Source organism: Streptomyces sp. (genome assembly GCF_035563135.1).
Lineage (GTDB): Bacteria > Actinomycetota > Actinomycetes > Streptomycetales > Streptomycetaceae > Streptomyces.
This window is the reverse complement of sequence record NZ_DATMVN010000020.1, coordinates 1-20,891: the sequence shown is the minus strand read 5'-3', so window position 1 is coordinate 20,891 and position 20,891 is coordinate 1. Positions and strand designations below refer to the sequence as shown.

The following is a 20,891-nucleotide window of genomic DNA, read 5'->3' as shown; positions in this document are numbered from 1 at the left end:
CCCCTCCAGTTCCCAGACTGCCGTGCCACGTGAAAATCCGGCTCCGCTCCGTCGGCGGTCACCCGGCCATTGTGTCCTGCGAGGCACCGGCCGCGGGGGTGAGCTCCACCTCAGTGTGCCCCGCCGCACCGCAGGCGCAGTCGAGGTGCGGCCCCAGCCGCTCCGACCGCCAGTCCAGCAATGGCATGGCGGCCTCCCACCGCGTCCCGGTGCTGGCAGGGAGCTCTCCGTCGAGAAAGGACAGCGCGTGGGCTGCCGCGAGACCGGCCACCGCTGTCGCCAGTCCCAGATCGCACGCCTGCACGCATGTGCGCCGTCCTGACTTCCATTGTGCGAGCATCCGTGGCCACTGGGGGTCCGCCTCCGCACGGCACAGCGCCAGGCAGCCCGCGCAGCCGGTGCCACCGGGCAGCACCAACGGCCCCACCACTCCGGTGGCTTCGATCACTCCGGCATAGAGATGCGGTGTACCCGCAGCGATCCAGGGTGCGGCGGTGTCCGGGTCGGGGGCGTAGACGGAGAGGCCGTCCCTGGGGGCCACCACGATCAGGGACAGTGCGGGTTCACCGCTTCCCGGAGCCGCGCCGGCTCCGCCCGGGCGCGGAGGCCCGCCGACCGCGGACCTGCGCACCAGCTGCCGGGCCGCGGTGTCCCGGCGCTCACCGACCGAGGAAGCCGGGAGCCCGCCCGGTGCCACGTCCCAGGGCTCGGCACGGCCCCCGTCGAGCACCTCGACGTGACCCACTCCCGACCCGGAGAGCACCGCGGCGATCGACGCACCGACCCTCCCCGCACCGCGCACCTGCACCCGCATCGCGCGCCGGGCCGCGAGCCTGCGCAGCCCGCTGCCGGGCGCCGGATGCACCACGGACAGGGCCGCCGCGTCGGGTCGCTGCCGCTCCAGGGTCTCGGCCCGCCGGCGTAAGGCGTCGGCCTCCGGGCCGCCCGCGTCCGGATCGTCCAGCAGACCGGCCTCCGCCAGGCGCGATACCAGAATGTCCACGTGACGGTCCGAAAGGTCCAGGGCCCTGGCCTCTTCACGGAGCAGAGGAAGTCCGCGTGTTCCGTCGAGGAGTTCCAGAAAGCTGCCGGTGGCGATATCCATCGGGCCCAGCGTTACCGCGTGTGCGGGCGTGACACCGAATTGCACGGTGTTCCGTCCACGCCAAGCCCGGCGGAGTGCGGGCTTCAACATCGGGTGCATGACTTCTCCAGCTCGGTGTGTCGAGGTCTGTTGCCAGAATGCAGCGCGGCGGCGAAACGGGCCGAAAGTTATCCACAGGCCGGGGCGTTAGTCGTTCAAATGGTGCGAGCCGAGAAGTGGATCAACAGCGAACCGTCGAGGGGGCGGGACTTCCCCCACCGCCGGCGGGTAACGTCGTGGCGTGCCCGCAGACTCCCCTCCCGATCTCGCCGGGGAGACCCCCGCGCGCAGCGCCGGACGCCGGCAGCGCGGCGCAGCCGCCCAGCAGCCCCGCGCAGCGGTGACGAGTGCGGTCGAGGTCCGCCGGAGCACCCGGCGCAGCAGAACGGTCTCCGCCTACCGGGAAGGCGATCGCACGATCGTGCTCATCCCGGCCCGGATGTCGGAGGCCGAGGAGCGGCGCTGGGTCGGTGTGATGCTCGACAAGCTCGCTGCGCAGGAGAGCAAGCGCGTCATCGGTGACAGCGAGCTGGGCGACCGCGCCGAGCGGCTTTCCGGCCAGTACCTCGGTGGCCGGGCACGGCCGGCCACCGTGCGGTGGGTGACCAACCAGAACACCCGCTGGGGCTCCTGCACCCCGGCCGAGGGCAGCATCCGTCTTTCGCACCGGCTGCAGGGCATGCCGGAGTACGTCCTCGACTACGTCCTTCTCCACGAGCTGGCCCATCTGCTGGTTCCGGGCCACGGGCCGCGGTTCTGGCAGCTGCTGGAGGCGTATCCCCGTACCGAGCGTGCGCGCGGCTACCTCGAAGGAGTCGTGGCGGCCCCCCGGCTTCCGCATCTGCCTGCCGCCCGCGAGGAGTGACGTCGCCGATTCTGTACCGGGTCTGTACCGGCTTGGCTCGATCTCGTGGTTTGCGGTTAGCCTGACGCGACGCATTCACCTTCCGGATGGGGGACGGTCGTTACGCATGGCCAGGGAATTCCAACGCGGCCACAAGGCCAAGATCAGTGATCTCACGGCAGGGACGGATCTGTACGTAGGTGTGCAGATCGCCGGCCCGGGCCTGACGTTCGACATCAGCTGCTTCGGTCTCGATGCCGATGAGCAGCTCTCCGACGACCGGTATTTCATCTTCTTCAACCAGCCGAAATCGCCGGAGGAGTCCATTCAGCTTCTCGGCGCCCAGGCCGGTGACACCGAGTCGTTCCGCGTCACCCTCGACCGCATTCCGGCGAACATCCACAAACTGTCCTTCACCGCGACTCTCGACGGTGCCGGGCAGATGTCGCAGGCCGGCCCGGGATACATCCGGATCGTCGCGGGCGGCGAAGAGGTGGTGAGGTACGCCTTCACCGGCTCGGAGTTCACCACCGAGCGTGCGGTCATGCTCGGCGACTTCTATCTGAAGGACGTCTGGCGTTTCGCCGCGGTCGGCCAGGGTTTCGACGGCGGACTCGACGCACTGCTGAAGAACTTCGGCGGGGAGGTCGCGGAGGAAGTTCCCGCCGCGCCGCCCCAGGGAGCCGCTCCTTCGTTCGCACCGCCCGCCCAGGCCTCCGCGCCTCCTGCCTTCGGCGCCCCGGCCGCCCCCCAGGCCCCGCAGCCCGCACCGGCCTTCGGTGCTCCGGCGGAGTCCGCCCCCGCCCCGCAGCAGCCGGTGCACGCCGCACCGACCCTCGCGGCACCTGTGACGCCGGCACCGCAGGCGCCTGCTCCGTACGGACAGCCGCCCCAGCAGCCGCAGTTCGGGCAGGTCCCGGGGCAGGGAGCACCGCCCGCCACCCCGCCCTACGGTCAGCAGCCCCCGGCCGCCCCGCCGTTCGGCCAGGACACGTCGGGCCAGTTCGGTCAGCAGCCCCCGGCCCCGTTCGGTCAGCAGCCGCCGGGCATGCAGTCCGGTATGCCGCAGGGGGTGCCCCAGGGTGTCCCGGCGGGCGGCGCGGGCCTGCAGGCCGCCCTGCGGCCCTACAAGGAAGCGGCCACCGGGCAGCGCTGGACCTCGCAGAACCAGCAGCTCATGCGCGTCGACCTCACCATGGGCGGTGCACCGGTGCTGGCCCGTCAGGGCAGCATGGTGATGTACCAGGGCAAGGTCGACTTCGGTTACAAGGGCGCCGGTTTCGCCGGCCGCATGGTCGGCAACGCCACGGGCCAGGAAATGCAGCTGATGCGCTGTACCGGCCGTGGCCAGGTCTTCCTCGCCGAAAAGGGGGCGCATCTGCATCCCATCGAGCTGCAGGGCGACGGCATCTGTGTCTCCGCGGAGAGCGTCCTCGCCTTCGACGAGTCCCTGCAGTACGAGGTCCGCAGGATCGAAGGGCACGGGATTCCCGGTGGCGCCCTGTTCACCATGCAGTTCCAGGGCACCGGCACCGTCGTCGTCAAGACCCACGGTGTGCCGGTCGTGCTGCCGGTCACGCCGACCACCTTCGCCGACTGCAACGCCGTGGTGGCCTGGTCGTCCGCGTCCCAGGTGATCATCTCCAGCCAGGTCCGGCTGCGCCGCAACGCGTACCCGGGGCACAGCGGGGAGACCGTGAACCTCCAGTTCCGGGGGGCACCCGGAAACTTCGTCGTCGTCCAGCCCTACGAGGTCTGAGGGAGCCCGTCATGAACCAGCAGCTCGCGGGCTACGCCCCGACCCCCGTCACGGCCCGGATGGAGAACCACGGCCGCACGATGCTCAAGGTCGCCATGGCCACCGGCCAGGACCTCTACGCGCGCACCGGCTCGATGGTGGCCTACGAGGGCTTCATCCAGTACGAACCCAACCCGCCCGCCGTCCGTCAGATCGCGTCCCAGTGGATCAGCGGCGAGGGCGCGCCCCTGATGAAATGTGCCGGTGACGGACTGCTCTACCTCGCCGACTACGGCGCCGACGTGGTCGTCATCAATCTCGACAACGACTCGATCTCGGTCAACGGCACCAATCTCCTGGCCTTCGACGGTCACCTCGCCTGGGGGGTGGAACGGGTCAAGGGACTGGCCAAGTTCGCAGGTCAGGGTCTGTGGAACGTCAGGATCCAGGGCACCGGGTGGGTCGCCATCACCTCGCGCGGCACCCCGATCGTCGTCGACTGCGGCCGTGGTGAGGACGAGACGTACGTCGACCCCGACGCCCTCGTCGCGTGGTCCCCGAACCTCAAGGTGAAGGGCAAGCGCAGCTTCAAGGCGGGCTCGCTCATCGGGCGGGGCAGCGGAGAGGCGTACCAGATGGCCTTCTCGGGCCAGGGCATCGTCGTCGTCCAGCCGAGCGAGGACAGTACCGACCGCCTCCGGATCCGGAACTGAGCGGGGGAGGAACACACCATGCAGAGTCCGCTTTTCAGCCACACCGAACAGCAGTCGCAGGACCGCTACACCGTCCAGAACCCACAGCTCCTGCGGGTCTCGCTGACCGGTCACGACGATGTCCTCGCCCGCAAGGGCGCCATGGTCGCCTACCAGGGGCTCATGGAGTTCGACGGGGAGTACCAGTCGCAGGGCCAGCGCCGCGCCCGCAGGAACACGGGCGAGGGCCTCGACCTCATGCGCTGTTCGGGTCAAGGCACGGTCTACCTGGCCAACCTCGCCCAGTACATCCATGTGGTCGACATCGACCCCGAGGGCATGACGGTCGACAGCGCCTACGTCCTCGCGCTGGACTCCTCGCTGCACACCGAGGTCATCGCGGTGGACAGCCACTACGGGATCTCGGGCACCGGCAAGTACCAGCTCAACATCTCCGGGAACGGCAAGGTCGCGCTGATGACCTCCGGCCAGCCGCTGATGATGCAGGTCACCCCCGACAAGTACGTCAATGCCGACGCCGACGCGATCGTCGCCTGGTCGAGCGGGCTGAGGGTGCAGATGCAGGCCCAGACCCACTCCACGGGCGTCCTCCGGCGCCGGGGCAACACGGGGGAGGGCTGGGAACTGAGCTTCCTGGGCCAGGGTTTCGCCCTGGTCCAGCCGAGTGAGGTGCTGCCGCCGCAGAACGCCCAGATCGGCCAGGGGGCCGCGGCCCAGTTCGGTGTGGGCCAGCACGGCGCGCACAGCCAGAACCAGAACAACGCCTGGAACTGAGCCGCCCCGCTCCGGTGGAGCATGGGCGGTGAGGGGCGGTTTCCCGCGGAAACCGCCCCTCACCGAACCGCCCCCTCACCGGCGTCCGGTGACGGGGCGGACGTCGCCTGCCGCGGCCCTAGCGGCCTTGGCCCAGCCGTGCGCGGGTGTCCTCCAGCAGCCGCTCGACCGAGGCGTCCGCCACCCCCGTCACCTCGTCGTACGGGAACCAGCGCAGATCGAGGGACTCGTCGCTGATCTGCTCCACCGCCCCGGGCGACGCCGTCGCCGCGTACTGCACATCGAGGTGCCGGTGACAGGGCGCCGGGATGGGATGCCGGTCCAGCCGCACCGGCCCGCCGGGCAGCAGGGTGAGCCCGGCGATCCCCGACTCCTCCGTGGCCTCGCGCAGGGCAGCCGCCGCGAGGGTGGTGTCCTGGGGCTCGCAGTGCCCGCCCATCTGCAGCCACATCCGCAGCTTCTTGTGCAGCGTCAGCAGGACCCGGCCGCGCTGCGGGTCGATCACCAGCGCGCTGGCCGTCAGATGCCCGGCTCCGCACGCCTTCCACATGCCGTCGGGGTGTCCGGCGAGGTGGTCCAGATATGCCAGGCGCAGCTCGGCCTGCTGAGCGTCACCCCCGTCGTAGCCGTCGAGGACCGAAACGGCGTCGTCGTGCAGGCTCACCGGCCGGTGTCGTCCTCGTCGTCGCTCTTCGGGCCGTCCCCGGGCCCGCCCTTGCCCTGGTCCTCGCCCTGGTCTTCGGCGGCAGGCTTCTGCGGGCCCCTCGCGGCTTCGCCGAGCATCTTGTCCAGCTCGGAGAAGTCCAGCTGCTCGTGATGGACGAAACCGTCCGGGTCGTCCAGGTCCTGGGCCGTCGGCAGCATGTCAGGGTGCTCCCACAGGCCGTCACGGCCGTCGACGCCCCGGGCGTCCGTGAGCGACGCCCACAGCCGCGAAGCGTCCCGCAGCCTGCGCGGCCGCAGCTGGAGCCCGATCAGCGTGGCGAAGGTCTGCTCGGCGGGACCACCGGAGGCCCGGCGCCTGCGCATCGTCTCCCGCAGTGCGTCCGCCGAGGTCAGCCGGGACTTCGCGGCCTCATGCACCACCGCGTCCACCCAGCCCTCGACGAGGGCGAGGGCGGTCTCCAGCCGGGCCAGCGACGCCTTCTGCTCCGGGGTGTCCTCCGGCTGGAACATGCCCTGCTGAAGAGCGTCCTGCAACTGCTCGGGCTGCGAGGGGTCGAACTGCCCGACGACGTCCTCCAGCTTGCTGGTGTCGACCTTGATACCGCGGGCGTAGGCCTCCACCGCGCCGAACAGATGCGAGCGCAGCCACGGAACGTGGGCGAAGAGCCGCTGGTGGGCCGCCTCGCGCAGCGCCAGATACAGCCGCACCTCGTCCTGCGGCACGCTCAGGTCCTTGCCGAACCGCTCGACGTTCAGCGGAAGGAGCGCGGCCTTGCCGGCCGGCGCCAGCGGGAGGCCGATGTCGGTCGAGCCCACGACCTCGCCGGCGAGCACGCCCACGGCCTGCCCGATCTGCTGGCCGAACATGGCACCGCCCATGGACCGCATCATGCCGATCAACGGGCCGGCCATGGCCTGCATCTCCTCCGGCAGGACATCGCCCATGGCCAGGCCGACGCGCTCGGCCACCGGGTCGACCAGCTGCTGCCAGGCCGGCAGCGACGCCTCGACCCATTCGGCACGGCTCCACGCGACCGTCGAGACGGAACCCGAGGGCAGCGAGGTCACGCCGTCCAGCCAGAGGTCGGCGAGACGCAGCGCCTCGTCGACGGAGGACCGCTCCGCGGGGCCGACGCTCGCGTCCTTGCTGCCGTCCGTGGTGCCCTGCGACACCGTCTGGCGGGCGATCTGCTTGGCCATGTCCCAGTTGACCGGACCGCCCTCGTAGCTCAGCATCTGGCCGAGCTGCTGGAAGGCGGCGCCCAGGTCGTTCGGGTTCATCGAGCCGAACATCGCGGCGAACGGGTTGTCCCCGCCCGCGCCGGGCCCGAAGCCGAACGGGTTCGCCGGCCCGCCCGGGCCCTGCCCACCACCGGTGGGGTCCTTCTTCTTGCCTTCGTCGCCGTCTTCCGGCTCCTCCGGCGGAAGGCCGAATCCGAATGGGGTGTCACTCACGGGTTTCCTCGGCTCGTAGGGCCGCCGGCTCGAACCGACGGCGACTGCCCGACATCACCATCCAGCGTAGACACCGAAGACCGCTCGGGGCCTCAGTGCTCCGCCGGCTCCGGGCCTGCGGCAGGATGGACGCCACCTGGTACGCACACGTCATTCGGGTACGTACTGAAGACAACCGCTGGAGACGCCCGGTGAGTTCCCCAGATCCGCAGGTTCGCGCAGCGCGAAACCTGGCCGACCCCTCGCCCGAAAGCAAGCCCACGAAAAATCTTTCCCGAAGCCGCGGCCCCGTCGTCGCGGTCACCGGTGCCGCGAGCGGCGTCGGTGAACTGCTCACCGCCCACCTCGCCGCATCCGAGGAGGTCAAGCAGGTCATCGCCATCGACGAGCGCCGGGGGGACGTCTCCGAGGCGACCTGGCACATCCTGGACGTCCGGGACCCCGCCATCGCCGAGAAACTGCGTGGCGCGGACGTCGTCGTGCACATGGCGCTCGACCTCGACCTGGAGACCGACCCCGCCGCCCGTACCGCGTACAACGTGCGCGGTACCCAGACCGTGCTGACGGCGGCGGCGGCCGTGGGCGTCCACCGGGTGGTGCTGTGCACCTCGGCGATGGTCTACGGCGCTCTGCCCGACAACGACATCCCGCTCGCCGAGGACGCGGAACTGCGCGCCACGGCGGAGGCCACCGGCGTCGGCGACCTGCTGGAGATCGAAAGGCTCGGCCGCCGCGCCCCTCGCGCCCACCCCGGCCTCAACGTCACGGTGGTGCGCCCCACGGTTCTGGTCGGCGGCACGGACACGGCGCTCACCCGGTACTTCGAGTCCCCCAGGCTCCTGGTCGTCGCCGGTTCGCGCCCGGCCTGGCAGTTCTGCCACGTCGACGACCTGGTGAGCGCCCTGGAGTACGCGGCCCTCGAAAAGATCGAGGGCGAGTTCGCGGTCGGCTGTGACGGCTGGCTCGAACAGGAGGAGGTGGAGGAGCTGTCCGGAGTGCGGCGCATGGAGCTCCCGTCCGCCGTCGCTCTCGGCGCCGCGGCCCGGCTGCACCGGATCGGTCTCACTCCGTCACCGGTCGGCGATCTCGCCTACACCATGCACCCCTGGGTGGTCAGCGTGAGCCGGCTCCACGACGCGGGATGGCGTCCCCGGTGGACCAACGAAGAGGTCCTGGCAGCGCTCCTGGAAGAGGTGGAGGGGCGCCACACGGTCGCCGGCCGGCGGCTCGGCCGCAAGGACGCGACCGCAGCCGGTGCGGCGGGGGCCACGGTCGCGCTGCTCGGCACCGCGGCGCTGGTCCGGCGGGCCCGCAAGGCCCGCCGTCGGTTCTAGGCGGACGGTGCCCGCTCTCCCCGCCTGGTAGGAGACTCCAAGCGGGCAGGCACGCCACCGGTCGAAAGGGCTATTCCGGGATGTCGGTGCCGTGCGGCACGATGGCCCCATGGCACGTACCCACGACCACCCCGGCGAGCAGACCGCCCAGGACCCCATCCGGCTTCTGGACATCCGTGACACACCGCTCTCCGTCGACGAGATCTTCCGCGCCGTCGGGGACGACGCGGCCGGCGGCACGGCGCTCTTCGTCGGCACGGTGCGCAATCATGACGACGGCCAGGACGTCGGCTCCCTCGGATACTCCTGTCACCCGACGGCGGGCGACGAGCTCCGCCGAGTGGCCGAGAAGGTGGTGGCGGAGTTCCCGGTGCGGGCCCTGGCCGCCGTCCACCGGGTGGGTGAACTGGACGTCGGCGATCTGGCGGTGGTGGTCGCCGTGTCCTGCGCCCATCGGGGTGAGGCCTTCGACGCCTGCCGCAAGCTGATCGACGACCTCAAGCACGAGGTCCCGATCTGGAAGCACCAGCGTTTCTCCGACGGCACGGAGGAGTGGGTCGGCGCCTGCTGAGCGCAAACCGCCCCGGGGGGCATCAGCCCCGATTTGCGTAACCGCACCCCTGCCGTGAGCGTTGGTTCTGCAGGTGGTTAATCTTCTGATCGTCAATTGCGGTCGCTCACGGGGTAGGGAGGTCGTGATGGCAGCACTCGCTTGGCTGTTGATTCCACTCATAGCTGCTCTTGGCGCAGCGATATGGGGCGGGTGGGCAGCCCGCAACCGGACCAGCGGCGATGTCAACGAACTCGCCGGTTACGCCAGGTTCCGTGAAGTGATGGAGAAGTCGCACTCCGGTTCCGAGGCCGCCTGAGACTCCGCGACCGTACGCAGTCGCCCGCTCCGCCCCGCTTCCCGCAGGCGCAGTCCGCGCAGCGAGCGAACCGCGGTGCCCCGGGCCTCCGGCCCGCCCGGCCGTGCGCCCCGTACGGACCGGCCCCGACGGTGCACTGACAGGCCGTTCCCGTACTGTCGTTCCATGCCACGCCGCACCGCGACGATGCTCGCCTCCACCCTCATCCTGATCGCGCTGCTCTGCGCAGGCGTGCTGATTCGCGTGCCGTATTCGGAGATGTCTCCCGGTCCGACCGTGAACACGCTCGGCGACGCACGTGGCGAGCCGGTTCTGCACATCAGCGGGCACAAGACGTATCCGACCTCCGGGAACCTCAACATGACGACGGTTCGCGTCACCGGCGCGGACTACGACATGAACATCGTCGAGGCCGTCTACGGCTGGCTGGCCCACGACAGCGTGATCGTGCCCCACGACACCCTCTACCCGGACGGCAAGACCGAGGAGGAGTCGACGCAGGAGAACGCCGAGGAGTTCAGTCAGTCCCAGGAGAGCGCCAAGGTCGCCGCCCTGGAGGAGCTGAAGATCCCCGTCACCTCCCGGGTGGTGGTCTCCACGGTCGTCAAGGACGGCGCCGCCGAGGGCGTGCTGCACGCGGGCGATGTGATCGAGGCCGTCGACGGCACGGCGGTCGAGAAGCCGGCGGACGTCGCGAAGCTCGTCACGGAGCACGAGCCGGGCGAGGACGTCGTCTTCACGGTCATCCCGGCCAAGGCCGCGGCCGCCGCCGAGAAGGCGGGCAAGGAGCCCAAGGGCGCACACGACATCACCCTCACCACGCGAAAGGCCCCCGAGGACCCCGCGAACCCCTCGGAGGACCGGGCGATCGTCGGGATCCAGGCCGGGACGGACCACACGTTCCCGTTCGAGATCGACATCAAGCTGGCCGACGTGGGGGGCCCGAGCGCCGGTCTGATGTTCTCCCTGGGCATCATCGACAAGCTGACGCCCGGAAAGCTCACGGGCGGCGAGTTCGTCGCCGGCACCGGCACCATCGACGACGGGGGCGAGGTCGGCCCCATCGGCGGGATCAGCATGAAACTGGTGGGCGCGCGCGACGCGGGCGCCCGGTACTTCCTGACCCCGGACGACAACTGCGCCGCCGCGGCGTCCGACACCCCGAGCGGCCTCACCCTGGTGAGGGTGAAGACGCTCCACGACGCCAAGAAGTCCCTGGAGAAGATCCGCGCGGGGGACACGGCCGGCCTGCCGAGCTGCTCGACGGGCTGAGGCCGGCCCCCGCCGCAGAGGTCAGGACTCGAAGGTGGCCGCGAGAGCCTCGGCCAGGCCCGGGACCAGCCCCGCGCCGGTCAGGACCTCGGTCGGGGAATCCTTCTCCCGCAGTCGCACGGCGGATTCCCGGGCCCCGTCCCGCAGCACCGCCACGGTCATCCGCACCTCCTGCCGGTCAGGGTGCCCGGCGACCCACTCGGTCAGCTGGGCGTCCGTCAGCCCGTCCGGTACGGACGCCTCCGCGGAAGGCGGCAGCATCATGCGCTCCACGGTCATGGCGCAGCCGACCACGGCGTCGGGCCAGGCGATCGTGGCCAGGAATTCGTCCAGGGCGGTGCCTTCGGGGAGCTCCTCCTGCTCGACAGGGGTGAGGGCGGCGGTCGTGGAAGCGGTGTCGTCGAGGCCGAGCTGGGCGGCGAGCCCCGGCTCGTGGGCGCGCAGCCGGGCCGTGTCGACCAGGGCGAACAGCCGGGCCGGCTGGTCCCAGCCGAGACCTGAGGCATAGGCGTCGATCTCGAGGACGGCGACGGTGAGCGGGCTGGCGGCCATCGGAGGGCCTGAGGGGGAAACATTGGGCATGGACAACATCCTGCCTCCTTGTGCCCCGGGAACGGGAACTAGGTAAAGCCTCAGTAAGTTGCATAGGTGGGCTCTACGATCGCTGGGCCTGCTTCACACGACCGCGAACTTCGAGGTGCGCACGTTGGCTTTCCAGATGCCGGACCGCGGCGGAGGCCCGACCGGGCCACGGATCAGAGTCGGCCGCCCGTCCCGGCGCGTCCGTACCCTGCTCATGACATTGGGTGTCCTGGCGGTTCTCGCCATGGCCTTCGTCATGTTCGCCGGGTTCTGGACGGACTGGCTCTGGTACAGGTCGGTCGCTTTTTCGTCTGTCTTCACCACCACTCTGTGGACCAAGATCGGACTGTTCCTCGTCTTCGGACTGCTGATGGCCCTCGCCATCGGTGTGAACATCTGGCTCGCGCACCGGCTCCGGCCGCCGCTGAGCGCGATGTCGCTGGAGCAGCAGAGCCTGGACCGCTACCGGATGAGCGTCGCCCCGTACAAGAAGTGGGTGCTGCTCGCGGTCACCGCCCTCGTCGGGCTGATCGCCGGCGCCTCCGCGTCCGGCCAGTGGCGTACATGGCTGCTGTACGTCAACGGTGTGCCGTTCGGGCAGAAGGACCCCCAGTTCAAGCTGGACGTCGCCTTCTTCGCCTTCGACCTGCCGTGGTACCGCTTCATGCTCGGGTTCGGCTTCGCCGCGGTGGTGCTGTCGCTGATCGCGGCGGCGCTGACCCACTACCTCTACGGCGGGCTGCGCATCACGAGTCCCGGCGCGCGGGCCACGGGTGCGGCCACGGGCCATCTCTCCGTGCTGCTCGGCGTCTTCGTCGCGCTGAAGGCCGTGGCGTACTGGCTCGACCGGTACGGCCTGGCCGTGAAGTCCAGTGACTTCAAGGCCACGGACAACTGGACGGGCCTGCGGTACGTCGACGCCAACGCCTATCTGCCGGCGAAGACGATCCTGTTCTGCATCGCCGTGATCTGTGCGCTGCTCTTCTTCGCGACCCTCTGGCGGCGCACCTGGCAGCTGCCGGTGATCGGCTTCGGCCTGATGGTCCTCTCGGCGGTCCTGATCGGCGGGCTCTACCCGGCGATCGTGCAGAAGTTCCAGGTCCAGCCCAACGAACAGGCCAAGGAAGCGCCGTTCATCCGGAAGAACATCGACGCGACACGTGATGCCTACGATATCGACGACGCGCAGGTGGACGACTACTCCGGCAAGGGCACGACGACGGACGAGGCCAAGCTCCGCGCCTCCGCGGGCGAAGCGGCGAGCTACCGGGTGATGGACCCGAACGTCGTCTCGCCGGCCTTCCAGCAGCTCCAGCAGAAGAGGAACTACTACCAGTTCCCCAAGACGCTGGACGTCGACCGCTACAAGGGTGAGGACGGCAAGGAGCAGGACACCGTCATCGGCCTGCGCGAGCTCAACCTCGGCGGTCTCCCCAAGCGGAACTGGATCAACGACCACTTCACGTACACCCACGGCTACGGCGCCATCGCGGCCCGCGGCACCACGACGGGCACCAACCCGGCGGGTTCCCCGGACTTCACGGAGTCGGGCCTGCCGACCACCGGCGAGCTGGGGGAGTACGAGCAGCGGATCTACTACGGTGAGAAGACCGAGCAGTACTCCATCGTCGGCGGGCCCCAGAAGGAGCTCGACTACGAGGAGGACGGCGAGAAGACCACCAGTTACAAGGGCAGGAGCGGGGTCAGTCTCTCCAACGCCTTCAACCGCGCCGCCTACGCGGTGTCCTTCAGCGAGCCGCAGATCCTGTACTCCGGAGCCATCGGAGACGGTTCGCGCATCCTGTACAACCGGACGCCCAAGGAGCGTGTGGAGGCGGTCGCTCCCTGGCTGACGATCGACGGCGACGCCTATCCGGCGGTGGTGGGCAAGCGCATCCAGTGGGTCGTGGACGCCTACACCACGACCAACGGCTATCCGTACGCCTCGCGTACGACGCTCGGCTCCACCACGGCCGACTCGCTGACCACCAACCAGCGTGCGGTCGTCGCCCAGCAGAACCAGGTCAACTACATCCGCAACTCGGTGAAGGCCACCGTCGACGCGTACACCGGCAAGGTCACCCTCTACGAGTGGGACACCGAGGACCCGGTGCTCAAGACGTGGCGCAAGGCGTTCCCCGGGACGGTGAAGTCACGCGGTGACATCCCGCAGGACCTGATGGACCACCTGCGTTACCCGCAGGATCTGTTCAAGGTCCAGCGGGAGCTGCTCACGCGCTACCACGTCGAGGACCCCGCCCAGTTCTACAGCGGCAGTGACGCCTGGCAGGTGCCGGACGACCCGACCAACAAGGAACCCGGGGCCGTCCCGCCGTACTACCTGAGCATGAAGATGCCGGGCCAGGACGCCCAGAAGTTCTCGCTGACCACGACGTTCACACCGAGAGGGCGGCCCGACCTCGGGGCGTTCATGGCGGTCGACGCGGACGCGGCCAGCAAGGACTACGGCACGATAAGGCTGTTGAGAGTCACCACCACCGTGAAGGGCCCCGGCCAGGTGCAGAGCGAGCTCAACGGCAACGACGACGTCGCCGAGTTCGTGAGGAACCTCAAGGGCACCGACTCGGACATCGAGTACGGCAATCTGCTGACCGTGCCGCTCGACGGAGGTTTCCTCTACATCGAACCGGTCTACACGCGCGGTGGCACGCAGAACTATCCGCTGCTGCGCAAGGTGGCCGCCTCGTACGGGTCGAAGATCGTCTTCGAGAACAGCCTCGGTGAGGCACTCAACGCGGTCTTCGGGGTCGAGGAGTCCGATACGACCACTCCGCCGGCGGAGCCGACCGAGCCGGGGGAGCCGACGAAACCTCCGGCCACCGGGGAGGCTGCTCTGAAGCAGGCCATCGCCGATGCCCAGAAGGCGTACACGGCGGGCGAGACGGCTCTCAAGGAGCAGGACTGGGAGGCCTACGGCAAGGCCCAGACGGCTCTGGAGGACGCCCTTCGGAGGGCCGCGGCGGCGCAGCCCGAGCCCGGGGGCGCCGAAGGCGCCGAAAAGCCGGAGGGCGGCGGCGACCAGGGCAGCTGAGAAATCTCCACCCCGCGTCGTGGTACTGTTTGAACACAACGACGCGGGGTGGAGCAGCTCGGTAGCTCGCTGGGCTCATAACCCAGAGGTCGCAGGTTCAAATCCTGTCCCCGCTACTGAAAGACGAAGGCCCGGATCCCAAGGGATCCGGGCCTTCGTCGTGCCGTGAGGCCTTTTCTCAAGTTGTCGGAGTGAAGTGTGGTTCACGGGGCACGAGTTGGACTCGGTCGTGTTTCACTTGTCTCTCTGTGGGCATGTCGATAAAACGCTGAAGTGACCTCACTGGCCGCGGTATACCAGGTGTACGCGGGTTACAGGTGGTGCGACGATGGTATTTATGGGGGACAGGGCAACTCTGTTGGAGACAGGGCGGTTTGTGCAGCGACGCGGCCGGACGACGGAAAATGCGGCAGATACGGCATTCGCCGCTGCCCTGGCCGGGACCGCTGACACCGCCGACGGCGCCCGCGCGGCCGCCGTCCTCACCGCGGACATCGCCGGCACGACCGGCCTCATCGAACGCGCCGGCGCCACTGAAGGCGCGGATGCCGACGAGAGCACCGACACCACCGACACCACGGACACCGCCGACCACGCGGACGAGACCGAGGCGCGGCACCGGCGTGCCGCAGAAGCCGGTGACACGGCATCGATGAGCGTCCTGGGCGCTCTCCTGCTGCGACGCGGTGACCTGGACGGTGCGGAGACCTATCTGCGCGCGGCCACCGCGGAGGGCGACCGGGCCGCGGCCAACAATCTCGGTGTGCTCCTCCACCAGAGGGGATACGCGGATGAGGCGGCCGGGTGGTGGCGTATCGCCGCTGTCGCCGGCTCCGCCGCCGCGGCCCATGCCCTCGGGCGGCACTTCCGGGAGCGCGGGGACGAGCCCGGAGCCGAGTACTGGCTGCGCCAGTCCGCCGAGCAGGGCCACGCGCTGGGCGCGTACGCACTGGCCGACCTGCTGGAGCACCGCGGTGACGCCGGCGCCGAGCGCTGGCTGCGCGCCGCCGCGGAGCAGGGGCACCGGGAGGCGGCGTACCGCCTGGCGCGGATGATCGAGCGCACCGCCGTCGGCGACGCGCATGACGCCTTCGGCCTGGGCCGTGTCGTGGGTGACGGCCGCCGGGGGCTGGATGCCGGTACGCCCGTGAAGCGGGACAGTCCCGTCGCGGGCCCGGACTCCGGACGGGTCGGCGAGGCCGAGCAGTGGTACCGCCAGGCCGCGGCGCGCGGTCACCGCCGTGCCGCACTGCACCTCGGCGCCATCCTCGAACAGCGCGGCGAGCTGAAGGAGGCCGGCCGCTGGTATCTCACCGCCGCCAAGGACGGCGAGCCCCGGGCCGCCTGCGCCCTCGGTTTCCTGCTGCGCGACGCGGGTGACGAGGAGAGCGCCGCCGTGTGGTGGCTGCGTGCCGCCCAGGACGGCGACGGCAACGCGGCCAACGCGCTGGGCGCACTGCACGCGGCCAGGGGTGAGCAGCAGACCGCCGAGCGCTGGTACCGGGCCGCCATGGACGCGGGTGACGTCAACGGGGCGTACAACCTCGGCCTGCTCTGCGCCGCCCAGGACCGGATACCGCAGGCCGAGCAGTGGTACCGCCGCGCCGCTTACGCAGGGCACCGCGAGGCGGCGAACGCGCTGGCCGTGCTGCTGCTCCAGGCAGGGGACGCGACCGGGGCCGAACCCTGGTTCTCCAAGGCGGCGGAGGCGGGCAGCGTGGACGCCGCCTTCAATCTCGGAATTCTGTACGCCGGACGGGACGAGGGAGGCGCGGCGCTCGGCTGGTACCAGCGGGCGGCGGCCGCCGGGCACACCGACGCCGCACTCCAGGTGGGCATGGCTCTGCTCCAGGACGGCAAGGAGCACGAGGCCGAGCGCCACCTGCGCTGCGCCGCGGGCGGCGGCAGCGCCGAGGCCGCCTTCCGGCTGGCGGGACTCCTCGACCTGCGCCAGCCGGCACCGGGACCGCCGACGCTGGGGGAGCCGATGCCGGAGAGGACGGAATGCGAGGAGTGGTACGAGAGGGCGGCCGAGCAGGGCCACCGCCGTGCCCAGGTCAGGGCCGGGATGCTCGCTGCCGCCCGTGGTGACATGGCCGGCGCTGCGCGCTGGTACCGCGAGGCGGCGGAATCGGGCAGCCGCAACGGGGCCTTCAACCTCGGCCTGCTGCTCGCCCGTGAGGGCAGCGAGCGTGAGGCGGCGCTGTGGTGGAGCCGTGCCGCCAACGACGGGCACGGCCGGGCCGCTCTGCGTCTCGCCCTCCTCGCCGCCCGCCGTGGTGAGCTCACCGAGGGGCAGCGCTGGTGCGCCAGGGCGGTCGAGCTGGGGCCGGCGGAGGTGGCCGAGCGGGCCGCACGTCTGCTGGAGGCGTTGCAGCAGGAGCTCACCGCGTGATGACGGGCCTGCCGGTCCACGGCTGCGCGGGGGTGGCCGGCGAATGAATTTGCTCAGGTCGGTGGGGGTGCCGTAGTGTTGCACTCACAACGACGCGGGGTGGAGCAGCTCGGTAGCTCGCTGGGCTCATAACCCAGAGGTCGCAGGTTCAAATCCTGTCCCCGCTACTGAAAGTCAGAGGCCCGGATCCTTCAAAGGATCCGGGCCTCTGACGTATGCCCGCGCAAAGAGTGCTCGCCCGTACAAGGCCGGCCATCCGTGGCACGTGGAAGTCCGCGCCGTGCGGACGCCGCCCGGCGCGGGAAGCCCGGCGCGGAAAGCCCGGTGCGGAACGGCCGGTGCGGAACGGCCGGAACGGAAAGCCCGGTGCGGGGCTGCCCGCCCCGTCAGGCCGTGGCGACGCAGTTCGGGCAGGTGCCGCGGTAGGTCACCTCGACGTCCGAGACCGTGAAGCCGAAGCGCTCGGCGTCCGGCAGGTCCGCCAGCGGATTGCCGGCCGGGTGCACGTCACGGATCGCTCCGCAGCGCCCGCACACCAGGTGGTGGTGGGGGCGGTGGGCGTTCGGGTCGTACCGCTTCGCCCGGCGGTCGGTGGAGACCTCGATGACCTCTCCGAGGGAGACCATCTCGCCGAGGGTGTTGTACACGGTGGCGCGGGAGATCTCGGGCAGCCGCTCGACGGCCCTCGCGTGGACCTCGTCCGCCGTCAGGTGCACATGGTCCCCCTCGAGAACCTCGGCCACCACGCGCCGCTGTGCCGTCATACGCCAGCCGCGTCCACGAAGTCGTTCCAAGAGGTCACTCATGAGGCCCAGCCTAGCAGTGGAAGGGGCAAGTTCCGAGTAGGTGTGACTTTGGATGCCGCATTGACTTAGACGAAGTCTATTGTAGGATCGTTGACATATCGGCCAAGGACAGGCTGCGGCCGAAGACGGTCTGCACAGGGAAGAACGCTGTGCAGGACATGACGCAGGAGGCGCGCGTGACTCAGGGACCGCTCACCACGGAGGCCGGCGCTCCGGTTGCCGACAATCAGAACAGCGAGACCGCTGGCCCGGGTGGACCGGTTCTCGTCCAGGACCAGGCGCTTCTCGAGAAGCTCGCGCACTTCAACCGCGAGCGCATCCCGGAGCGCGTCGTGCACGCCCGTGGCGCCGGTGCGTACGGCACCTTCACGCTGACCCGGGACGTCTCGCAGTGGACCCGGGCGAAGTTCCTCTCGGAGGTCGGCAAGCAGACCGAGACCTTCCTGCGCTTCTCCACCGTGGCGGGCAACCTCGGCTCGGCGGACGCGGCAAGGGACCCCCGTGGCTGGGCGCTGAAGTTCTACACCGAAGAGGGCAACTACGACCTCGTCGGCAACAACACCCCGGTGTTCTTCATCAGGGACGCCATCAAGTTCCCCGACTTCATCCACACCCAGAAGCGCGACCCGTACACCGGGTCGCAGGAGGCGGACAACGTCTGGGACTTCTGGGGGCTGTCCCCCGAGTCCACGCACCAGGTGACCTGGCTCTTCGGTGACCGCGGCATTCCCGCCTCGTACCGCCACATGGACGGCTTCGGCTCGCACACCTTCCAGTGGAACAACGAGGCCGGCGAGGTCTTCTGGGTCAAGTACCACTTCAAGACCGACCAGGGCATCAAGAACCTCACCACCGAGGAGGCCGTCCGCCTCTCCGGCGTCGACCCGGACAGTCATCAGCGCGACCTGCGCGAGTCCATCGAGCGCGGTGACTTCCCGTCCTGGACGGTGCAGGTCCAGATCATGCCGGCGGCAGAGGCGGCCACCTACCGCTTCAACCCGTTCGACCTGACCAAGGTGTGGCCCCACGCGGACTACCCGCCGATCGAGATCGGCAAGCTGGAGCTCAACCGCAACCCGGAGAACGTCTTCGCCGAGGTCGAGCAGTCGATCTTCAGCCCGGCGCACTTCGTGCCCGGTATCGGCCCGTCCCCCGACAAGATGCTCCAGGGCCGCCTCTTCGCGTACGGCGACGCCCACCGCTACCGCGTCGGCATCAACGCCGACCACCTGCCGGTGAACCGCCCGCACGCCACCGAGGCGCGCACCAACAGCCGTGACGGCTATCTGTACGACGGCCGGCACAAGGGGTCGAAGAACTACGAGCCCAACAGCTTCGGCGGTCCCGTCCAGACGAACCGGCCGCTCTGGCAGCCCGTCCCCGTCACGGGCGGAACGGGCAACCACGAGGCGCCCGTCCACGCCGAGGACAACGACTTCGTGCAGGCCGGCAACCTCTACCGGCTCATGTCCGAGGACGAGAAGGTCCGGCTGGTCGACAACCTCGCCGGATTCATCTCCAAGGTCTCGCGCGACGACATCGCCGACCGCGCGGTCAACAACTTCCGTCAGGCCGACGGAGACTTCGGCAAGCGGCTGGAGGTCGCGGTCCAGGCCCTGCGCGGCCAGTAGCCCTTGTCGTCGGCGGTGGGCCGGACCCCCCGGGTTTTCCGGGGGGTCCGGCCCACCGGCGTCGGCAGGGCCGGAAGGCGCCCGCGGCTCGGAGGGGCAGGGGAGTCAGGCGACCAGGCCGGCGGCACGCCTTCCGGCCGGTATCCAGCACCTGATGAGGTCGCGCACCGAGACGACACCCACGGGGCCGTCACCGTCCAGCACGATCAGATGCCGGAAGCCGCCGTGCGCCATGGCTTCCGCGGCTTCCGCGAGGGTCCATACCGGAGTGGCGAAGACCACGTCGGTGGTCGTGTGGGCGGACGCGGTCTCGGTGTCGGGATCCAGCCCGGAGCCGATCGCGTCGAGGATGTCGCGCTCGGTGAGGATGCCGAGCCCGCAGGTGTCCGGGTCGTGGACGACAGCTGCTCCGACACGTCGGGCCGACATCAGCCGGGCCGCCTGACGGAGCGTATGGGCAGGGCCGATGGTGAGGACCAGGGTGCTCATGGCGTCGCGGACAAGCATCTGGGGAGCCGCCTCCTTCGGGACGTGAGCTGTGGAGCGGCCTTCGTGAGCCGGTTCACAAGTTCACAAGTGGGGGGCTCCCAGAGTCGCACCCGCAGGGGGCCTCAACAAGAGGGCGGACGCCGCCTAGTGACGCCGGTTGAGGTAACCGAGCAGTTCGTGGTGCAGCAGCCCGTTGGACGCCGCCGCGTTGCCTCCGCCCGGACCGGAGACCCCGTCCAGGCTGGTGAACCGTCCGCCCGCCTCCTGGACGATGATCGCGTTCGCCGCCATGTCCCACAGGGAGAGCTCCGGCTCCGCACAGATGTCCACCGACCCCTCGGCGACCATCATGTACGGCCAGAAGTCCCCGTAGCCCCGGGTGCGCCAGCAGGCCCGTGTCAGCTCCATGAAGCCGTCGAGCCGGCCCTGTTCCTCCCAGCCGGTCATCGAGGCGTACGCGAACGAGGAGTCCGCGATCCTCTCGACCTTCGACACGTGCAGCCGCGTCGCGGAGGTCAGGCTGCGGCCGGAGAAGGCACCGGCGCCCTTCGCCGCCCACCAGCGGCGGTTCAGCGCGGGGGCGGACACCACGCCCACCACCGGCTGGAAGCCGTCCTCGCCCGCCTCCATCAGGGAGATCAGCGTCGCCCAGACGGGGACGCCCCGTACGTAGTTCTTGGTGCCGTCGATCGGGTCGACGACCCAGCGCCGTGGTCCGCTGCCCTCGATCCCGTACTCCTCACCCAGGATCGCGTCGCGCGGACGGGCCCGGTGCAGATGCCCCCGGATCAGCTCCTCCGCGTGTTTGTCGGCCTCGCTCACCGGAGTCATGTCCGGCTTGGTCTCGACCTTGAGGTCCAGAGCCTTGAACCGGTCCATCGTCGCCGCGTCGGCAGCGTCCGCCAGTACGTGGGCCAGGCGCAGATCATCGTGGTAATCGGGCATGCCGTCACAGTATCCACAGCCACCCGACCGGGCTACACGGACCCGGGCGGCGCCCGCGATGCGCTGGCCCTTGACAGCGCCCCGGCCGCGTCGACGCTGATGCGCGGGCTCCCGGGGCGGGAGGCGGCGGTGCCCTCGGCGCGAGAAGCCGCGTCGGACTCCGTGCACCCGGCGCTCCCCGC

18 protein-coding genes and 2 tRNA genes are annotated in these 20,891 nt (G+C 70.1%); 13 read left to right on the top strand and 7 right to left on the bottom strand.

Features of this window, described 5'->3' with window-relative positions; translation table 11 throughout:
• Nucleotides 1–58: 58 nt before the first annotated feature.
• Nucleotides 59–1,204 carry a ThiF family adenylyltransferase gene (locus VN520_RS01135; RefSeq protein WP_325744914.1) on the bottom strand — a complete coding sequence of 382 codons (1,146 nt, stop codon included), beginning with the start codon at nucleotides 1,202–1,204 and terminating at the stop codon, nucleotides 59–61.
• A 181-nt stretch (nucleotides 1,205–1,385) separates the two neighbouring features.
• Between VN520_RS01135 and VN520_RS01130 the strand changes: the two genes are divergently transcribed.
• From VN520_RS01130 to VN520_RS01115, 4 genes are all read left to right on the top strand, one after another.
• On the top strand, nucleotides 1,386–2,009 hold the full coding sequence (locus VN520_RS01130; RefSeq protein WP_325744913.1) for a M48 family metallopeptidase: 624 nt from the start codon (nucleotides 1,386–1,388) through the stop codon (nucleotides 2,007–2,009).
• A 106-nt stretch (nucleotides 2,010–2,115) separates the two neighbouring features.
• Nucleotides 2,116–3,747, top strand: coding sequence for a TerD family protein (locus tag VN520_RS01125; RefSeq protein WP_325744912.1), 1,632 nt, complete (start codon nucleotides 2,116–2,118; stop codon nucleotides 3,745–3,747).
• An 11-nt stretch (nucleotides 3,748–3,758) separates the two neighbouring features.
• Nucleotides 3,759–4,439 (top strand): AIM24 family protein, encoded by a 681-nt coding sequence (locus tag VN520_RS01120; protein WP_325744911.1) that lies wholly within the window; start codon nucleotides 3,759–3,761, stop codon nucleotides 4,437–4,439.
• An 18-nt stretch (nucleotides 4,440–4,457) separates the two neighbouring features.
• Nucleotides 4,458–5,213, top strand: coding sequence for an AIM24 family protein (locus VN520_RS01115; protein ID WP_325744910.1), 756 nt, complete (start codon nucleotides 4,458–4,460; stop codon nucleotides 5,211–5,213).
• 118 nt (nucleotides 5,214–5,331) lie between these two features.
• On the opposite strand, the gene VN520_RS01110 is transcribed toward VN520_RS01115, so the two are convergent.
• Both VN520_RS01110 and VN520_RS01105 read right to left on the bottom strand, forming a co-directional pair.
• The gene (locus VN520_RS01110; RefSeq protein WP_325744909.1) at nucleotides 5,332–5,877 is read right to left on the bottom strand and encodes an NUDIX hydrolase; all 546 of its coding nucleotides are present in this window, start codon (nucleotides 5,875–5,877) and stop codon (nucleotides 5,332–5,334) included.
• Complete coding sequence (locus VN520_RS01105) at nucleotides 5,874–7,334, bottom strand: zinc-dependent metalloprotease (protein ID WP_325744908.1); 1,461 nt, start codon at nucleotides 7,332–7,334, stop codon at nucleotides 5,874–5,876. Before VN520_RS01105 ends, VN520_RS01110 begins: the two co-directional genes overlap by 4 nt.
• Before the next feature lie 191 nt (nucleotides 7,335–7,525).
• Here VN520_RS01105 and VN520_RS01100 point away from each other — a divergent pair, with 191 nt between their 5' ends.
• The 4 genes from VN520_RS01100 to VN520_RS01085 all read left to right on the top strand — a co-directional run bounded on the left by VN520_RS01100 (nucleotide 7,526) and on the right by VN520_RS01085 (nucleotide 10,809).
• Complete coding sequence (locus tag VN520_RS01100; protein ID WP_325744907.1) at nucleotides 7,526–8,668, top strand: SDR family oxidoreductase; 1,143 nt, start codon at nucleotides 7,526–7,528, stop codon at nucleotides 8,666–8,668.
• A 109-nt stretch (nucleotides 8,669–8,777) separates the two neighbouring features.
• A complete protein-coding gene (locus tag VN520_RS01095) occupies nucleotides 8,778–9,239 on the top strand; it encodes a molybdenum cofactor biosynthesis protein MoaE (protein WP_325744906.1) in 462 nt (153 codons plus the stop codon).
• A 127-nt stretch (nucleotides 9,240–9,366) separates the two neighbouring features.
• The gene (locus VN520_RS01090) at nucleotides 9,367–9,537 is read left to right on the top strand and encodes a hypothetical protein (protein ID WP_325744905.1); all 171 of its coding nucleotides are present in this window, start codon (nucleotides 9,367–9,369) and stop codon (nucleotides 9,535–9,537) included.
• 165 nt (nucleotides 9,538–9,702) lie between these two features.
• A complete protein-coding gene (locus VN520_RS01085) occupies nucleotides 9,703–10,809 on the top strand; it encodes a YlbL family protein (RefSeq protein ID WP_325744904.1) in 1,107 nt (368 codons plus the stop codon).
• Between the two features lie 21 nt (nucleotides 10,810–10,830).
• Here the strand turns inward: VN520_RS01085 and VN520_RS01080 are convergent, their stop codons facing one another.
• Nucleotides 10,831–11,400, bottom strand: a complete 570-nt coding sequence (locus VN520_RS01080; protein WP_325744903.1) for a PPA1309 family protein — start codon at nucleotides 11,398–11,400, stop codon at nucleotides 10,831–10,833.
• Nucleotides 11,401–11,527: 127 nt separating this feature from the next.
• Between VN520_RS01080 and VN520_RS01075 the strand changes: the two genes are divergently transcribed.
• From VN520_RS01075 to VN520_RS01060, 4 genes are all read left to right on the top strand, one after another.
• Nucleotides 11,528–14,443: a UPF0182 family protein gene (locus VN520_RS01075; RefSeq protein WP_325744933.1), complete on the top strand. Its 2,916-nt coding sequence runs from the start codon at nucleotides 11,528–11,530 to the stop codon at nucleotides 14,441–14,443.
• A gap of 42 nt (nucleotides 14,444–14,485) precedes the next feature.
• Nucleotides 14,486–14,559 (top strand) — tRNA-Met (locus VN520_RS01070).
• A 212-nt stretch (nucleotides 14,560–14,771) separates the two neighbouring features.
• Nucleotides 14,772–16,838, top strand: coding sequence for a tetratricopeptide repeat protein (locus tag VN520_RS01065; RefSeq protein WP_325744902.1), 2,067 nt, complete (start codon nucleotides 14,772–14,774; stop codon nucleotides 16,836–16,838).
• 93 nt (nucleotides 16,839–16,931) lie between these two features.
• Nucleotides 16,932–17,005: transfer RNA gene (locus VN520_RS01060), tRNA-Met, on the top strand.
• A 219-nt stretch (nucleotides 17,006–17,224) separates the two neighbouring features.
• On the opposite strand, the gene VN520_RS01055 is transcribed toward VN520_RS01060, so the two are convergent.
• Nucleotides 17,225–17,644, bottom strand: a complete 420-nt coding sequence (locus VN520_RS01055; RefSeq protein ID WP_325744901.1) for a Fur family transcriptional regulator — start codon at nucleotides 17,642–17,644, stop codon at nucleotides 17,225–17,227.
• A gap of 176 nt (nucleotides 17,645–17,820) precedes the next feature.
• On the opposite strand from VN520_RS01055, the gene VN520_RS01050 reads away from it, so the two are divergent.
• Nucleotides 17,821–19,275, top strand: a complete 1,455-nt coding sequence (locus VN520_RS01050) for a catalase (RefSeq protein ID WP_325744900.1) — start codon at nucleotides 17,821–17,823, stop codon at nucleotides 19,273–19,275.
• Between the two features lie 105 nt (nucleotides 19,276–19,380).
• On the opposite strand, the gene VN520_RS01045 is transcribed toward VN520_RS01050, so the two are convergent.
• Together VN520_RS01045 and hisN are read right to left on the bottom strand one after the other, a co-directional pair.
• Nucleotides 19,381–19,782 carry a cyclic nucleotide-binding/CBS domain-containing protein gene (locus VN520_RS01045; RefSeq protein WP_325744899.1) on the bottom strand — a complete coding sequence of 134 codons (402 nt, stop codon included), beginning with the start codon at nucleotides 19,780–19,782 and terminating at the stop codon, nucleotides 19,381–19,383.
• Between the two features lie 126 nt (nucleotides 19,783–19,908).
• Nucleotides 19,909–20,709: a histidinol-phosphatase gene (gene hisN / locus VN520_RS01040; protein ID WP_325744898.1), complete on the bottom strand. Its 801-nt coding sequence runs from the start codon at nucleotides 20,707–20,709 to the stop codon at nucleotides 19,909–19,911.
• Nucleotides 20,710–20,891 lie beyond the last annotated feature (182 nt).

Coding starts and splice junctions, on each gene's coding strand:
- VN520_RS01135 (WP_325744914.1), bottom strand. CDS start 1,204: ATGCACCCGATGTTGAAGCCCGCACTCCGCCGGGCTTGGCGTGGACGG.
- VN520_RS01125 (WP_325744912.1), top strand. CDS start 2,116: ATGGCCAGGGAATTCCAACGCGGCCACAAGGCCAAGATCAGTGATCTC.
- VN520_RS01120 (WP_325744911.1), top strand. CDS start 3,759: ATGAACCAGCAGCTCGCGGGCTACGCCCCGACCCCCGTCACGGCCCGG.
- VN520_RS01115 (WP_325744910.1), top strand. CDS start 4,458: ATGCAGAGTCCGCTTTTCAGCCACACCGAACAGCAGTCGCAGGACCGC.
- VN520_RS01095 (WP_325744906.1), top strand. CDS start 8,778: ATGGCACGTACCCACGACCACCCCGGCGAGCAGACCGCCCAGGACCCC.
- VN520_RS01090 (WP_325744905.1), top strand. CDS start 9,367: ATGGCAGCACTCGCTTGGCTGTTGATTCCACTCATAGCTGCTCTTGGC.
- VN520_RS01085 (WP_325744904.1), top strand. CDS start 9,703: ATGCCACGCCGCACCGCGACGATGCTCGCCTCCACCCTCATCCTGATC.
- VN520_RS01080 (WP_325744903.1), bottom strand. CDS start 11,400: ATGTTGTCCATGCCCAATGTTTCCCCCTCAGGCCCTCCGATGGCCGCC.
- VN520_RS01075 (WP_325744933.1), top strand. CDS start 11,528: ATGCCGGACCGCGGCGGAGGCCCGACCGGGCCACGGATCAGAGTCGGC.
- VN520_RS01065 (WP_325744902.1), top strand. CDS start 14,772: ATGGTATTTATGGGGGACAGGGCAACTCTGTTGGAGACAGGGCGGTTT.
- VN520_RS01055 (WP_325744901.1), bottom strand. CDS start 17,644: ATGAGTGACCTCTTGGAACGACTTCGTGGACGCGGCTGGCGTATGACG.
- VN520_RS01045 (WP_325744899.1), bottom strand. CDS start 19,782: ATGCTTGTCCGCGACGCCATGAGCACCCTGGTCCTCACCATCGGCCCT.
- hisN (WP_325744898.1), bottom strand. CDS start 20,709: ATGCCCGATTACCACGATGATCTGCGCCTGGCCCACGTACTGGCGGAC.